Below are 15,313 nucleotides of genomic sequence, written 5' to 3' on the forward strand. Positions count from 1 at the left end.
GCATCTGATAGAGCAGCGCGAGCGTGGTTCAAGGCGTATTCTGAATTGAGCTTATGACGGCGGTGACGGCCTGCTTGTATTTTTCAAACTCCGGTGACGTCTGGCGGACCTCCGTGGTCGTTGTCTGCTGGGCGGCGCCAGTGGCCATGCGGCCCAGCTTCTGGCCCATTTTCCTTTCGGCCCAGTCCACGACGTAGCTGGCGGTCTTGCCGGTGAGAAACGGGTTGGCCTGGATGACGGCCGAACCCAGCACGGCGCTCAGTTGCGCCGAACCTGTGGCCGACAGCACCTGGTGCGCGCCTTCCATTCCCAGGAAATGACAGAGATAGAGTCTGCCCGCCGTAATCTGGTGACCACGCTCCCGAAGATAGGCCTCGCCTTCGCGAGCCAGGTTGCGAACCATCTCACGCGAGATCGTGGCGTCGTAGCGCAGTGCGAGCAGGTCGGCTGTCGACAGCGTGCGCGCAAGTTCCGGGCGGTAGGTGTTCATCATCCTGATCCAGGTCTTGCTTATGAATTGCCCTGCACCGGTTGCTGAGGAATTTGGGTTCTTGGCGCGAGCGCTGCCGCCGCTTTCGACATGAACGATACGGTCGGTGAGCGTCTCGACCGCGGAATCGTCGGAAGCGACCGCGGTGACCGTGCCGAGTGGGTCGATCGCTGCGCCATTCTGGTAGAGTTCGAAATGCAGGTGGGGCCCGGTCGAAAGGCCGGTGGTGCCGATATAGCCGATCACATCGCCGGCTTTCACCCTGGTTCCGACACCGGTCCCGATTGCAAATCTCAGCATATGCGCATAGCGCGTCTCGCGCCCGTTTGGGTGCGAGATCTTCACCAGATTGCCATAGCTGCCGCCATCGCCCTGGAAGGTGATGTCACCATCGAAGGCGGCTGCGATCGGCGTGCCAACGGGAGCCGCCCAGTCGACGCCCTTGTGGATGCGAACGGTGCCGAGAATTGGATGCTTGCGTGGCCCGAAGGTGGATGTCATCACCCCGTTGACGGGCGTGACCATGCCGTTGGTGACCGTCAGCGAGCGGACCTGATCGTCACCGGTAACGCACGCAAACTGGCCCTCGCTCAGCTGGAAGACGAAACAGTCGAGGCTCTTTTCGGTGCCCTGCACGCCGACATACAGCACACGCCCGTCAGTCTCGCCCTTGCCGCGCGGCGTTTGCGAGTAGATCAGCACAAGGCGCTGGTCCTCGCTGGCGAAGGCGTCCAGATCCTGCCCTCGCGATAGGTACATGATCGCTTCGCCGATCACGCCGGTTGGAACACTGTTGCGAGCCGCCGTCGAGTAGATCGCGTCGAGCAGGCGATACTGCCGCTTGTGCGTGCCTTCCCCCTGTGCGCCCGAATAGTTGAACAGATCTTCACGGACCCAGGGATCGACACCCGATACGAATGCGCCCACCGCATTGCGTGTCAGCGTGCCGACAAAGACGTTCTTGGCGTAGATGGACACCTGCATCAGCGACATGGTCGTCGTCTCGCGCCTCGGCCTGAAACCACGCATGGCGATGACATAGCCCGGTTCCAGGCCGTCGCGGTTGAAAAGCGCCTTCAGCGCTTGCCCTGCCAGCTTGGCGTCCTCTGCGGAGAAATGCGCATCGAGCGCGACGCTGTCCAAAGAGCGGTCGTTGAGGATTTTCACGAACGTGTCTTCGGTCGCCTCGAACCGCTGATACTCATTCGAGACGGTTGCGACACTCGTGTTGTTTTCGATCTGCGTCTTCTGGAATGCGGGAAGGGCTGCATCGCCCGCATCGATGGTCTCGCCCCAGCCGGCTTCGGGATCATCGGCGTCCGCCCTTTGGTCGGGCGCTGCGGCTGGTTCCCCCTCTATCGGCGATGGCTCAAGATCATTCTGCAGATCACCGGATGGTGGGGCAGCAGTCTTTCGTTGCGCCTGGAAGAATGCAAAATCCTCTTGCGTCGACGGTATCGTTGTCATGAATTTTTCGCTCGCGCTAAGCATGACGTCAGACAGGATTTCGATCTGTGGAGAAACGCCGGCCTGGTTGAGTTCCGCCGGGCGCGGCATTGTCCGGCCTTTGGTTGCGGCGCTGGCATCGGGCGCCAGCGTGATCCACATCGGGTCCCCCGCCAGATCGATAATGGCTGGCACATACACGGATGCGTCCGCCGGCATATCGTCCGCCCCTTCGACCGCATGCAACTCCTCGTCTTCGTCTCCGAACGACCAATACTCGGCGGTGAGGTAGAAACCGGCGGCGATAGAGAGCAGCACAGCCGCCGCGAGACCGGCAACAAGCCTGCGCCGAAGCGTGCGCCTGCGAAGGGCCGCGCGCGCCTGCTTTTTCTGCCTGAAGCTCGTGTCGATACCGTGCGTCACGGATTGCTTCCCGTAAGGAAGAAAGTCCACCGCGCCTGTTCGAGGGTATCGACTTCAAGAAATTGTGCCGCGATATGGCCGCGCTGCCAGCACTCGTCGATGCCGCGTATCGAAAAACGTCGCCGCTCAATGCACATTTCGGTCGATCCTGTGAGGATCGCATGACCAAACACGTCCGTTGCGTAGATGTAGATGTAGCGGTTCGTCAGTTCCTCACGAATGACGTTTACGCATTGATTGGCGCCGATGGTCCACCAGCCATCGGTCTGGTCCGCATTGTCGACCTTCTGGCCGACGGCGAGATTGACGACATCCAGAGTCTGATTGCAGACCGTGAACTCGGCGCGCGCTTCGCTGGATGACAGCACGGCCAACAGGGCCGCCCCCCCCATGACCGCAAGCCTCATGCTGCCACGCAGGGCAGGGGCCCGAACCGGATCAAACTGCCTTATCGGCGGGTCAGAGCGGCTGAGTTGCATCGAGCGCCCATGCTATCCGCCGAGCCGGAAATACTGGGCGGTGGCCGAGAATTGAGACCCGTCGGTCTCGATTTCTTCGAGAATCTTGGGGAGCAGCACCGAGGCTGGCATGGGCGTGGAGAACGCGGCTGCCTGGATGTCCTGAGGGCCCGTGATCACCATTATGATCTGCGGCACCGCCTTTCCGGCGGCTTTGTCGGCGGCCCCGAGACCAATCGGGATGCTGAAAGTAGCCTTGCCGGGTTCTACGACGATGCGGTCGTCGAGATTGAACACCATGCCTTTATGGTCGATCAACAGCACGCTGGACCTGAGCCCGCCACGCGTCACCAGCGTTCCGCTGATCGGCGTACCGTTTGGCACCGATGTCCGATCGAGAACAAGCTGCGGCTTGTCTGATGCGGTCTGCCCGATAAAGCGCAGAAAATTGGTGACTTCGCATTGGCTTGGTTCAATGAGCCGGACGCTGATGTCCGGCTCGACATGGAATTTGGCCTGGAACTCGGCCAGCATGCCTTCGAATGGCTGGACCGACGTTCCAAAGCCTTCGATCGCGGCAGCCTTGTCGGTTGCTGAGGTCATCGTCGCATAGAAACAGTCGCCGCCGCCGAAGTCGCGAACCCATGACACCCGTTGGGCGATGTCGTCGACGGCCGGGGGAATCTCCGGTTTGGGCACGTTCAACGCGACAGCAGGTTGGTCCGGCTGGTTGCTTGTCGGCAAGGCAGGGCTCTCGGCGTTCGCGACAGCCGGCGGGGCCGCAGTGGGATTGGGCTCCCGCGTTGCGGGTGCCGCCGGCTTGCTGGCCTGCGGTTCGGGCTTTTGGCTCTCGTCAACCTTGGGCTCAGCGGGCGGCAGCGTCGAGGCTTTCTCTACCGGCGGCGTCGGGGCGGTTGTCTCACTGGAAGCGGCCAACGTTTGACTGTCGCTGGTCATCGTATCCGGCTGGATTGGCGGCGATGCCTTTTCGGGTGGCGGCCTGGCGTCCGTTGCGGGTGACTTCGCGACGACGTCGTTCTGCGAGGGGACTTCGGCGGGCTTGGTAGGCTCCGGCTTTTGAACCCCCAACGTATCTGCCGGATTTTCAGCCGCCTGTCCGCTGGCCTGCACGGGCGAAACTGCCTTTGCCGGCTCAGGGGCGGCAGAGTCCGCCAGGGGCGGCTTTGACAGGCCGGGCGGGAGCTTGGACGGCTCCGGTGGCAAAAGCGATGTCTTGCCGGCAGTCGGTGTGGCAGGCGTCATGAAGCCGCCCAGGTAAAGGCCCGCGCCGGAGGCCACAGCCAGCATCGCCAAGCCAGCGATCGCCAGGGTTCGGGTCTTTGTGGACCTTCCAGGCAAACGCGCCGTGGCCTCGCGCGGCATCGGCGCCGGAGGCGGCCGTTCGAACAAATGCGCGGGCCGCACGTGCTCTACGAAGGGCTGTCCGCCTGGGCCCGCTGCGGCTGCGTCGTCGTGCCTCTCAACATTGTGTGATCGTGCCTGGGTTTTGCTGCCGGATGCAAAGGTTCGCGGCAAAGCCGACCGATCGCGGGGTGTGATGGACGCCGGCGGGGTTGTCTCCTCGTTTTCGTCACGCGTCATCCTGGCGATTTCCGCCATGCTAACCGGTCGGTCCTGCGGATCCGGTTGCAGCATGGGTTCAACGATGTCACGAAAATCATCGTCGATGTCGGTGAGATCAGGCACGGTCCGGCGCTTTTCGATGACCTCGAATTGCGATCCGCTCATATCGATTGGCTTGCCGCGCAAGGCGGCAACCAGCACCAGCCCCAGGCTGTAGATATCGGATTGCTCACTGACATCGCCGCTGTAAAGCCCGAGCTGTTCGGGTGAAACATAGTTGTATTTTCCCGCAAACTTTCCGCCGATCAGGGTCTCACCGCCGACACTCGCCGACCGGGCGATACCGAAATCTATGATCTTCGCGCGGTCGACCCGGCCTCCCGGCAAGATGATGTTATCGGGCGAGAGGTCGCGGTGTATTGCTCCCGCCTGGTGCACGGCGCTCAGGCCGGAGGCGAGGCGGTGGCAGAGCTTGCGCACATCAGCCGCCGGCATCGCGCCACGCCGCATGATGTCGAACAGCGACTCACCGTCGACGAATTCCATGGCAAGGTAGGGACGGCCGATCCCGGGATCGATCGTGAAGACGTGGTAGCGCACGACCGCGTCATGCGACAGGTGATTGAGGATCAATGCCTCCTTGCGAAACAGCGACAAGATCGTCTGGTCACGGGCGAACTCGGGCAAGACGATCTTGATCGCGACATGGTCACCGGTCTGGATATTATGACCACGGTAAACCTCGCCCATGCCACCGAATGCGATGCGTTCGTCGAGCTCGTAGATGCCGCTGAGTTGCGTGCCTACGACGGTGTTGGCCATGCCCCCCGATATGCGCGTCTTGTCGTCGGAGCCCATCAACCTCAGGCCTTCGCTCTATGCAGATATGGAGGAGGCAATTGGCCATCGCGCTCGTGTCCTATCTTTACGAGGACGATCGTGACGTTATCCGTTGCGCCGCGCGCCAGCACCATGTCGAGCAGGTTCTCGCAGGCTGCCTGAGGTGTCGCCGACACCGTCGCCGCCTCGATCTCGGCGTCGGTGACATGCGCCGTCAGACCATCCGTGCTCAACACAAAAATATCCCCCGGCATGATTTCTCCCTGCTGGAAATCGATGACAATCTCGTCGCTGACGCCGATCGCTTGCGTGATGACATTGCGGCGCGGCCACGTGCGTGCTTCGGCTGCGCTGATGATACCGCGGTCGATGAGCTCCTGAACTTCGGTGTGGTCTCTCGAGATCTGCGAGATCGAGGCGTTGCGGACAAGATAGACGCGGCTGTCACCCGCCCACAGGCAGGCAAACCGCCCGTCCATCGCCAGCAGGGCGGCAACGGTGGAACCGATGGTTATGCCGCGGGATTCAGATATGCCTCGGATCTCGGCATTGGCCCGGCCCAGCCTGTCCTCGAAGCGGGCGCGAAGATCGGGAGCTGAGCTCGCAATGCCGATTGTTGACAGATGATCGACGATACTGGCGGAAGCGACCTCTCCGGCGTCATGTCCACCCATTCCGTCGGCTACCACCCAGACGCCAGTTTGTGGCTCGACCAGATAGCTGTCTTCATTGAGCTCACGGACACAGCCTTTGTGGCTCACGCCGAAGCTCTCAACGGAAAGGGCGACAGTATTCAATTTGCCACCAAGCGCTTTTCAAGCGTCCTTCTGCGGCGCACCTTTGGACGCTCGCTGGCGCCACTTTGCCACAGGCTCGAACATTAAAGTATCGAAAACTAAGGAAAACCAGGCTTTGAACGCCGTGGTCAGCGGACCGACGCCATGTTCAGCAGATGAACCCTGTTCAAAACGCCTTGGGACAGCTGAATCCGGACAGGGCCGGGAGGAAGAAGGGGTTGGAGCCTGAGCCTGTCTGGAGAGCATAAGTAACGTCGCGTCCGCCGATCACGAAGCGCGCTTGCATGTTGCTGTCGTCGCCGGTGACGGCAGCCTTGTCCAGAAGTCGTTTCAGCGCCCAGGGCCCTTCGAACTTGATGGCGGATTCGCGGCCTGGCATCTCCGGCGTCAAGCTTAGGCTGGCGGACGCGGAAGCTGCCTCGCCCGGCCAGGTGACCGCGCTCGGCGCGTTGCCCGTCTGATTGCTCCAGACGATCTGGCCTTCGGCGTCGAGTATCGCCGTATCGACATCGCCATTCAGTGAGAACGGTGTGAAAGTGATGCTGACCGAAGGCAACGAACCGCCCGATGGGAAGAAGGCGCTGCGGATTTCCGCCGCAAGCTGGAAGTCTTTCAGGGTCGATTTCGACAGGTCGCGTCCAAATCGCGCATCCTGTTTCCAAGTCCAGTCCTGGCTGGTCATGTCGATCAGCGATGCTAGATTTTGTGCGAAGAACCGGTCCAGCAAGCCGCCAGGGGCGAACAATTTGGCGAAATCTGCCATCGCAACATCCTCGGTGGCGTCGCGGGCGAAGGGATAACGGCCGCTGATTGCGGCTTCACAAGGGGCTGTGACCGTCTGGTCAAGTATCTGATTCAAGTTGGTCACCGAGGTTTCGGCAACGTTGCCTTCGAACTCATCCGCCGTCGCGTTGACCATCCGGCCGAGTTGCTTGGGCAGGCGCGAGACATTGGCGCGAAGCGTGGCTATCTGCAGCTGCAGGTTCGAATTGACGCGTTCCGTCTGCGAAGGAACTTCGGCCGCCAGTTGCAGGCTCTGATAGATATCGCTGAAGTTTTGGGTCAGAGCATCGATCGGGCGATGTCCGGCAGGGCCGTTCACCAGGGCCTGGAATGGTCTGAATTGCGCTTCGATGTTTGCTCCTGGACTGAAGTTCCGTGCGTCGGCGGCCCCGGTGCCGGCGCGGCTTTGCGATTTGCCGCTGGCGATTGTTATGCCGATGCGGGCCAGGCCCTTGGCCAGATCCGCGGGGTTGCGCGGCGGGTTCTGGACCGTGCCTTCGATCTCGGTGCCGGGATCGGGGCCGTCACCTGAGTCCCGCGTCAGAGCTGTTTCATCGGCGATTGCCGCAAAGAGCTGATTCATCGGTGAGCTTGGGGAGGCAGCGGCCGAAAGCGCGATGTAGTGCGGCTTGTCCGTCAGCATCGCCTTGAATTTCAACTGGCCGAGAACGCCGTTCCACGCGGCCGCGAACTCCTTGCCGTAGCGATCAAGAAGTTCGGGGCCGAGCTTGAGCAATTGCTGGTTGATATCGCCTTGTTCGCCGCCGCCCCCGAGAACCCACTGCTCGTCGACAAGCATCTGCGCAATGCGCGACAGTTGCCGGAGATAGAAGGTGTTGAAGCCGGAATGAGTATAGATGCCGGGAATACGAAGCCCTGACAGATCGCCGCCATCGATGCGCTCGAACAGCAGCTGCGCTTCCGGCCCGCCTTTCTGAGACAGTGAAAAATCGTCCAGCACCGCTGCGTATATAGCCGACTTGATCAAGGCCGAAGCGCGATCGGCAAGGCTCATACGCCCGAGTGAACGTTGAGCGGCTTCGACAAGCGGCTGGTTGAGTTCGAAGACCGGATCATAGGCGTCGTCCAATGCCAGCATGGCGCGCAGGTGCTTTTGGAGCTGCTCGCGTCCTTCGCGATTGTTTTCGCCCGGATATCGGTTCTGCTCCCAGTCCCGCTTCATCCACGAAACGATCAAAGCGTCATCGACCTTCGGTGCCTTGCCGCCAAGCATCAGATAGATTTTCAACGGTTCGTAGAGTGCGACGGGATCGGCCATCTTGGCCTGGATCGTCCGCTCGGCCTGGATCAACAGGCGCGATCGGAGCAGTCGCTCCAGCGCCTGCCGATAGGCTGTTTTGGATGCCGAAAGAAGTCTCTCCCTCTGGCTGAGGCCGAGCGTCTCCTCTAACGGTGTCGGCAAGTCACCGGTTTCATACCCCGCCGGCAGATCGCGCAACTGGTCAAGCGGGCCGATGACGTTTTCAAGGTCGACATCGGTGACCGTGCTGGCCTTGAGCAACGGGGCCGCCGTCTCGCGATACTGGCCCATGGCCAGCGTTGTGGAGGCGATCAGCGACCGGTTGGAAGCAAAGCTCAGGGCGAGCGTACCCAGTGCGGCGGCGGCGATCAGCGTTATGGCACCCAGGCCACCAAATCTGACGATCGCCGCACGCCTTGCAGCCGATTTGTCATACGAAACCCAGCCCGATTCGGCAAAAATGACGTCCGTCAGCAGATCATGCAAAAAGAAGCTTTTGCCGGTTCCAGAAAGGTGAGGGCGGGAATTGCCGCCGAAATTGCGGCCGATCGCGCCCAGCACCTGATCGATAGGCGTGCCCTCTTGCGTGCCGGACGAAAAATACAATCCACGCAGGCTGACATTCACCTGGCTGCGTCCGGGATCGAACAGAGCGGCGACAAAGCTGGTAACTCGGCCCTTTAGTGCGCCGAACTGTGCCGGAAAACCGAAGATGGAGATGCGCGTGACGGGATCAGCCTCTTCCTGGAGGCGGTCGGCCATCTCGTCGGCCAGTCGTTTTGCCAGCGCATCGAATTCGGCAGGGGCTCCAGCGGCCATGTTCCTGTCGCGCTCCGCGGTCTGGAATGTCGCGCCCCACACCTTGCGCCTTCGTGACTCGTCGAAACCGCCGAAGTAGTCCATGAAACCGGAGACAAGATCGGCCTTGGTGAAAATCAGATAGACTGGAAACTGAACTTTCAGCGTCTCGTGGATTTCCCTCAGCCGGTTGCGTATCTCGGCGACGTGGGTATCTATCTGCCGGTCGTCGAAGCTCATCAGATCGGCAAGGCTGATGGCCAGGATGACGCCGTTTATCGGTTGCCGGGCGCGGTGCTTCTTGAGCAGTGACAGGAAGGAGAGCCAGCTCTTCTTGTCGCTCTCAGCATTGGAATCCTGCGTCGTGTAGCGACCTGCGGTGTCGATCAACACGGCCTGGTCGGTAAACCACCAGTCGCAGGCACGTGTTCCGCCAATGCCGGCCACCGGTTGGGCGTCTCCTGAACCGGCAAGCGGAAAATTCAGCCCCGAATTGACCAGTGCCGTTGTCTTGCCGGCACCCGGCGGGCCTATGACGACGTACCAGGGGACGTCGTAGAGGAAGTTGCGCTTGCCGCTCGACCCTTTGAGCGCCGCCAAGGCCTCATTCATGCGGGCTTCGAGCAGCCGCCCATCGTCATCATCGCGGTCATCATTGTGCGCAACGACGGTTTCGAGCGCTTTTTGCGCCTTCCTCCCCTGCCAGAAACGCAGCCCGTGAAAAAGCGCCAGCGTCGCCACGATTACACCGATGATCGTTGCACGCAGCCAGGCAGGCCCGAGCGGCCGGCTATCGGCAAAGCGGATCAAGGGGCCGGCAAACCATATGGCCGTCGCGAAGCCGATCAGCGCGGTCATGCTGAATATCCGCAGCAGCCAACGCGTCATGGATGCTTCCAGCAGGTCGTCACAATGTCTCCTCCCTGGGGATCATCACATCGACACGGCGGTTCCTGGCGCGGCCTTCCGGCGTCGCGTTTTCGGCGATCGGTTCGTCCTCGCCCTTGCCGTCCACCGTCAGTCGCGAGGGATCGCTGAATTTCGCGGCCATCAGCGCTTCGACGGCTTTGGCCCGGGCCAGCGAAAGGTCGAAGTTGGATTTGAAGGCGCTCGACCGACGCGGTTTGACATTATCCGTGTGGCCGACGATCCGGATCGGTCCAGGCTCGTGCTCAAGAGCCGCGGCGATGTCGGCGGCGATGGGCTGAAATTCCGGCTTCGTCTCGGCCCTGCCGGACTGGAACAGCAGCAGATTGTTGATTTCCACGACGATGAAGTCGCCCTTGGTGCCAATGGCCAGTCCGCCGCCTTCGACGTCCTTGGCCAGCGCCGCACGAATACGATCGATCTGAGCGTTGGCCGCCGGTGGGGCGACTTTGGCTGGCTCGACCAGCGGCGCCACGCTGGCGCGCTCGATAGCGACGGGTATTGATGGGTTGAGTGCCAGCAATTCACCTGCGGCGGCGTCGCCTTCATTGGAGATGAAGACCCGCAATGCGAAGAACGCTGCCGCCAGCAGCGCCGACGCTGACGCGGCAACCACCCAAAGCGGCAGGCGGGCCGAGGACTGCGCCATCGTCTCGGCCAAGCCCTGCCAGCGCGGCGAGATGTCTTCACCCGCACGCGTCCTGAAGTAGCGAAGCGTCTCGTAGACGTCGCGTCGAACGCGCTCGAGATTGTTGTCTTCGCGCCTCACGCCGCGATACTGGCCCTCGAACCCCAGCGACAGACAGACATGCATCAGTTCGAGCAGATCGTAATGTGTCTCGGGATGGGCCAGGATCTTGTTCAGTGCTTCGTAGAAGCCTGTGCCGGAGGACTGGGTATGAAAGAACTGCCACGACATGCTGCGTTGCGACCAGTCGTCTTTCCCAGGCCAAGGCAGGTTGCCGATGAGATCGTCGGCTGTTTCGCACAGAACATAACGCGCAATCCGCGCATCCTCTTCGGCAACGTCCGATTTCTCCACCGTCCGGTCGAATTTTTCGATGGCCTCAGCGACATGTTGCGCCAGTGGCTCCGCCTGTCTTTCGACAGGCATCAGCCTGAGTTGCCCAAACAGCATCAGCAAAGGAGCGGCCGCAGCGAGAATAGTGTTTGCCGCGCAGTATCTGACCACCTCGGCGGCGCCGAGCAGCATGCGCTGCTCGATGGGCGGCTTTGATGCGGCGGCCGAAGAGCTGGTACCTGCTGGGGCACCCAGGGCCGGGCCTTGATAGATGACGGTTCCTGATACCCAGCCCGGTGGCCGCACGACGCCAGGATCGAACACGGTTGAATCCTCGATCCTGGAGGTGTCCGCGATGGATTGCTCCGGAACCGGCGGCGGTTTTTGCGTGCGCCGTGGATTTGCGCGAATGACGGTCTTGCCCGCCGGACCGAAGGGGTCGTCCTTCGAGCTCATCGCCGATCACCCGTGCAGGCGGGACACCCGCGATTGGGCGAGACAGGCGCAAGACGGTTTCTGGTCGGGTAAAGGGGCAGCTCCGGTCGGCCGCGGCAGTGTCCGCAGAAGGATTGGCCAGAAAATCCTGTCCCGCCGTAGCATGACATTGCCGCAGACCCCCAGGTCAATGAGTCTTACCCGCTTGGCGAACTGTCGTACGCGATTGTAATCTCAGAAATTGTTTATTGGAACCGGATGCCGGGCGTCGGAGGACTTTTCTGATTGCCCTGCCAGGCGTTTCCTGGATCGCCTATTTTTGCTTGTCGGCTTTGGCGTAGGCCTCGCTGAAATACGCCAGGAAGATGTCCAGCATGCCGTTTTCATGTGCCTCCTCCATGGTCCGCCATGTCGCGACATAGGCGTCCCAGGCCTGCCCCTTCTTCGATGTGAACGACGTAGGCGGGAGTTTCCTGCCGATCGCCTCGGGCGACAGGTCGTCAAGCAGTCGGGAGAGCGCAGCTTGCATGGCGGCATAGGTGGCGAATTCGTGCGTCTTCAGATCGCGGAATGCGTCCTCGATACTGCGCCTGGCATCAAGATAGCCGGCCCTGCGACGGGCGAACATGATTTCGAGGATTTCGTCGGTTCCTGGAACGAACTTCAGCGGATTGTTGTCGGCGGCGCTGATCATCGTTCGTTGTGTGCTCTTGGCCAGCATTTTCGCGGCCGCACGTGCTTTCAGCAGCAACGTCAGTTCCTCGACCACCACCCGCAGGACCGCGCCGATTTCGGCGGCAACTTCATGCGGGTCGCGTAATTGAAGCAATTCCGGCGAAATGCCGGCTCCGATCGCGATCTCCCGCAAGACCTCGTCTCTGGTCGAAGGCAGGGGTGGGGAGTGCGGCGGAATGCGCTGCCCGGGCCGTTGCTGCGCGGGATCGAAGAAAGGTGCATCTTTGAATTCCAGCGGTCGGCCTGTCGCGGGCGGCATGTCTCGCTGCTCGGATTTGTAGCTGGGGTAGCCCGCCGTGGCGCGCTCTTCGTCGATCGATACCAAGATGACATAACGGCCGATCAGTATCCGGTCGCCATGGCCAAGCCGGTGTGGCCCGGTCATGCGCTGGCTCGATCCGTTGATGAAAGTCCCATTGCGCGAGATGTCGTGCAGCCAGAACGCGCCCGCCTCGTAGCGAACCTCGCAGTGGCGGCCCGAGATGAACTTGTCGGGATCCGGCAAGGTCCAGTCGCAAGCATCGCGTCCGATTTCGAAGCCGCGATCACGCGCCGCGTAGCAGGTCGAGGTACCAGCGGGCAAGGCGTCGACATTGTTGATTTCCAGACTGATGTGCATCCGAGATCGCCGTCGATCGTTGATCGGTACTCCGCCATTCTAGCAGCTTGCGGGTAAAACAGGACAGAAGCGTTTCAAGCCGATGAACCGGCTGGTTAATGCATGTCGCCCAAAAGTGCCCTCCGTTTGAGAAAACGACATTGCATGAAACAAGACCTGAAGGTGCAGCGCGTGAATCCGACCAACCGCGACACGGTTTAGGTTTCTGTCGCCCCATGTCCTCTTTGGCCAGCAGGAAAACATGTGGTAGGCTCAACATGGCCTGGCGTGGCGGATTTAAGAAGTTCCTGAACGGAATGCTGTTAATATAGCGGGAACTTCAAATCCATCACATTGGCGGCCGCGTCCAGGAGGGGGCTCGACCCATGCCCAATGAACGTGCCACCGTTGTCCGGACACCGGTTGGCTCCGAGCTGTTGACCTTCACGCATCTTGTCGGACGCGATGAGATCAGCCGTTGTTTTGCCTATACGGTCGGATTCGTGAGCACCGACTCCGATATCGATCCGTTGAAGATGCTGGGCGGGCCGCTCTCGATCGAAGCTGAATCTGATCCGAAACGCTGGTTCAGCGGCATCGTCTCCGAGTTCCGGCTCACCCGGCTGGAAGATCGGCTGGCCTACTATGAGGCGGTCATCAGGCCGTGGCTCTGGTTTCTCGGCAACACCACCGATTGCCGTATTTTCCAGAACAAGAGCGTCCTCGACATCGTCAAGGACATCTTCAAGAAATACGATATCGCGGAATTCGATCTGCGCCTGCAAGGGTCCTATCCCCCGCGCGAATATTGCGTGCAGTACGACGAACCCGATCTGGATTTCGTGCAGCGGCTGCTGGAGCATGAAGGCATCCTGTATTTCTTCGAGCATGATGACGGCAAGCACACGCTTGTCCTGGCCGATGCGATGAGCAAGCTGAAGCCTGCGCCGGGCTACGAGAAAGTGCTCTATAACTTTGAAGGTCAGGGTTCGCGGCGCGATGTCGAATACATCACTGAATGGATACCGGGCAGTTCGGTGCGCCCAGGCGCCTATGCCCACACTGACTATGATTTCACGAAGCCGGGCGCCGATCTCATGGCCAAGTCGGCCCAGCCGTTCAGCCACAAAGAGGCAGCGGGTGAGAACTACCGCCAGCCCGGCGCGCATCTCGAAACGGGCCGGGGAGACAGCCTGGCCGCGATCCGGCGTGAGGAAATCCAGGCCGTCCACCAGCGCATCGCCGCTGTCGGCACCGTGCGCGGCCTCTATTCGGGCTGCACGTTCAAGCTGGATAGCTTTCCGCGTGAGGACCAGAACCAGGAGTATCTGGTGGTCAGCGCCGAATACAGACTGTTTGATCCAGGTTACAGAGCCCATGCTGACGTCAACAGCGAGAATTTCAAGGTGATCCTCGGCTTGGCGCCGACAGCCTTGCCCTATCGTCCGCCGCGGATCACGCCACGGCCGATCATGCGTGGCCCCCAGACGGCGACGGTGGTCGGCCCGTCCGGCGAGGAAATATTTACCGACAAATATGCGCGGGTGAAGGTGCAGTTTCATTGGGACCGTCTGGGCAAGAAGGACCAGAACAGCTCCTGTTTCGTGCGGGTGTCGCAGACCTGGGCCGGCAGCGGCTGGGGCTTCATCCAGATCCCGCGCATCGGCCAGGAGGTGATCGTCGACTTCATCGAAGGCGACCCGGACCTGCCGATCATTACCGGCAGGGTCTACAACGCCTCGCAGATGCCGCCCTACGGGCTGCCGGGCAGCGCCACGCAATCGGGCTGGAAGTCCGACTCCTCCAAAGGCGGTGGCGGCTATAACGAGCTGATGTTCGAGGACAAGGCCGGCTCCGAACTGGTCAATTTCCAGGCCCAGAAGGACCATAACCTTCTGGTCAAGCACGACCGCACCAAGCTGGTGCAGCACGACCAGTCCGACCGCATCGACCACGACGCCAAGCACTCCGTCGGCCACAACCTCGACGAGGACGTCGGAAACAACAAGACCGTCAAGGTCGGCGTGGACCAGACCACCAACATCGGCTCGAACGACACCGAGACAGTGGGCGCCAACCGTTCGCTGACGGTCATGGCCAACGAGACCATCCATGTCGTGTCGAACTCGACGGAGAATATAGACGCAAATCATTCTCAGACTGTGGGGATAGGTCAGACGATTACCGTCGGTGCGGCGCGCGTCGACAGCGTCGGAGCGGCGGAACAGCGCACCGTCGGCGGGCTGCAGAGCAACACGGTCGGCGCGACGCGCAGCGTGAGCGTCGGTTTGAGTCAGAGCCATAGCGTCGGCACGAGTGATAGTTGGGAGATAGGAACTGCGCAGAATGTGAAGATAGGTTCTGATCAGAGTTTCAAGATCGGCGGTGCACTGACTTCCGAGATAGGAAAAGAGCGAAGCGCGAAGGTCGGCGCGGATGACGTGACGGAAATCGGAGGCTCGCGAGCGCTCAAGATCGCCAAGGGAAGCTTGGTAGAGGTCGGGGAAGACGGTTTGATCAAGATCGGCCAGGATCTCGTCATCGAGGCCGGAGATTCGATTATCATCAAGTGCGGCTCCGCAGCGATAGGGCTGAAAAAGGATGGCACGATCTCGATCGACGGCAAGAACATTTCCATCAATGGTTCAGGCAAAATCACCGTGAAGGCATCCAGCGACATCACGATGAAGGGCTCAAAGATCAACCAGAACTGAGGC

General features: G+C 61.0%; 8 protein-coding genes. 1 reads left to right on the forward strand and 7 read right to left on the reverse strand.

What is annotated here, in order from left to right:
- Positions 1-28: 28 nt before the first annotated feature.
- From LB559_RS06090 to tagH, 7 genes are all read right to left on the reverse strand, one after another.
- On the reverse strand, positions 29-2,359 hold the full coding sequence (locus LB559_RS06090; RefSeq protein WP_224673522.1) for a M23 family metallopeptidase: 2,331 nt from the start codon (positions 2,357-2,359) through the stop codon (positions 29-31).
- A complete protein-coding gene (locus LB559_RS06095; protein ID WP_024504491.1) occupies positions 2,356-2,766 on the reverse strand; it encodes a DUF1036 domain-containing protein in 411 nt (136 codons plus the stop codon). The genes LB559_RS06090 and LB559_RS06095 overlap by 4 nt, the downstream gene beginning before the upstream one ends.
- A gap of 84 nt (positions 2,767-2,850) precedes the next feature.
- The gene (locus LB559_RS06100) at positions 2,851-5,259 is read right to left on the reverse strand and encodes a serine/threonine-protein kinase (protein WP_224673535.1); all 2,409 of its coding nucleotides are present in this window, start codon (positions 5,257-5,259) and stop codon (positions 2,851-2,853) included.
- Positions 5,260-5,264: 5 nt separating this feature from the next.
- On the reverse strand, positions 5,265-6,038 hold the full coding sequence (locus LB559_RS06105; RefSeq protein WP_013525286.1) for a PP2C family protein-serine/threonine phosphatase: 774 nt from the start codon (positions 6,036-6,038) through the stop codon (positions 5,265-5,267).
- A gap of 166 nt (positions 6,039-6,204) precedes the next feature.
- Entirely contained in the window at positions 6,205-9,768 is a 3,564-nt protein-coding gene (gene tssM / locus LB559_RS06110; protein WP_224673537.1) for a type VI secretion system membrane subunit TssM, read from the reverse strand.
- A gap of 19 nt (positions 9,769-9,787) precedes the next feature.
- On the reverse strand, positions 9,788-11,284 hold the full coding sequence (gene tssL, locus LB559_RS06115) for a type VI secretion system protein TssL, long form (protein WP_013525288.1): 1,497 nt from the start codon (positions 11,282-11,284) through the stop codon (positions 9,788-9,790).
- Between the two features lie 292 nt (positions 11,285-11,576).
- Entirely contained in the window at positions 11,577-12,617 is a 1,041-nt protein-coding gene (gene tagH, locus LB559_RS06120) for a type VI secretion system-associated FHA domain protein TagH (RefSeq protein WP_224673540.1), read from the reverse strand.
- A 365-nt stretch (positions 12,618-12,982) separates the two neighbouring features.
- Here tagH and LB559_RS06125 point away from each other — a divergent pair, with 365 nt between their 5' ends.
- A complete protein-coding gene (locus LB559_RS06125) occupies positions 12,983-15,310 on the forward strand; it encodes a type VI secretion system Vgr family protein (RefSeq protein ID WP_224673542.1) in 2,328 nt (775 codons plus the stop codon).
- The last annotated feature ends 3 nt before the right edge of the window (positions 15,311-15,313 follow it).

It is taken from the genome of Mesorhizobium sp. BR1-1-3 (genome assembly GCF_020165455.1).
Lineage (GTDB): Bacteria > Pseudomonadota > Alphaproteobacteria > Rhizobiales > Rhizobiaceae > Mesorhizobium > Mesorhizobium ciceri.

Excerpts from the sequence above, each read along its gene's own strand:
- LB559_RS06095 (WP_024504491.1), bottom strand. The coding sequence starts at position 2,766 with ATGAGGCTTGCGGTCATGGGGGGGGCGGCCCTGTTGGCCGTGCTGTCA.
- LB559_RS06100 (WP_224673535.1), bottom strand. The coding sequence starts at position 5,259 with ATGGGCTCCGACGACAAGACGCGCATATCGGGGGGCATGGCCAACACC.
- tssM (WP_224673537.1), bottom strand. The coding sequence starts at position 9,768 with ATGACGCGTTGGCTGCTGCGGATATTCAGCATGACCGCGCTGATCGGC.
- tssL (WP_013525288.1), bottom strand. The coding sequence starts at position 11,284 with ATGAGCTCGAAGGACGACCCCTTCGGTCCGGCGGGCAAGACCGTCATT.
- tagH (WP_224673540.1), bottom strand. The coding sequence starts at position 12,617 with ATGCACATCAGTCTGGAAATCAACAATGTCGACGCCTTGCCCGCTGGT.
- LB559_RS06125 (WP_224673542.1), top strand. The coding sequence starts at position 12,983 with ATGCCCAATGAACGTGCCACCGTTGTCCGGACACCGGTTGGCTCCGAG.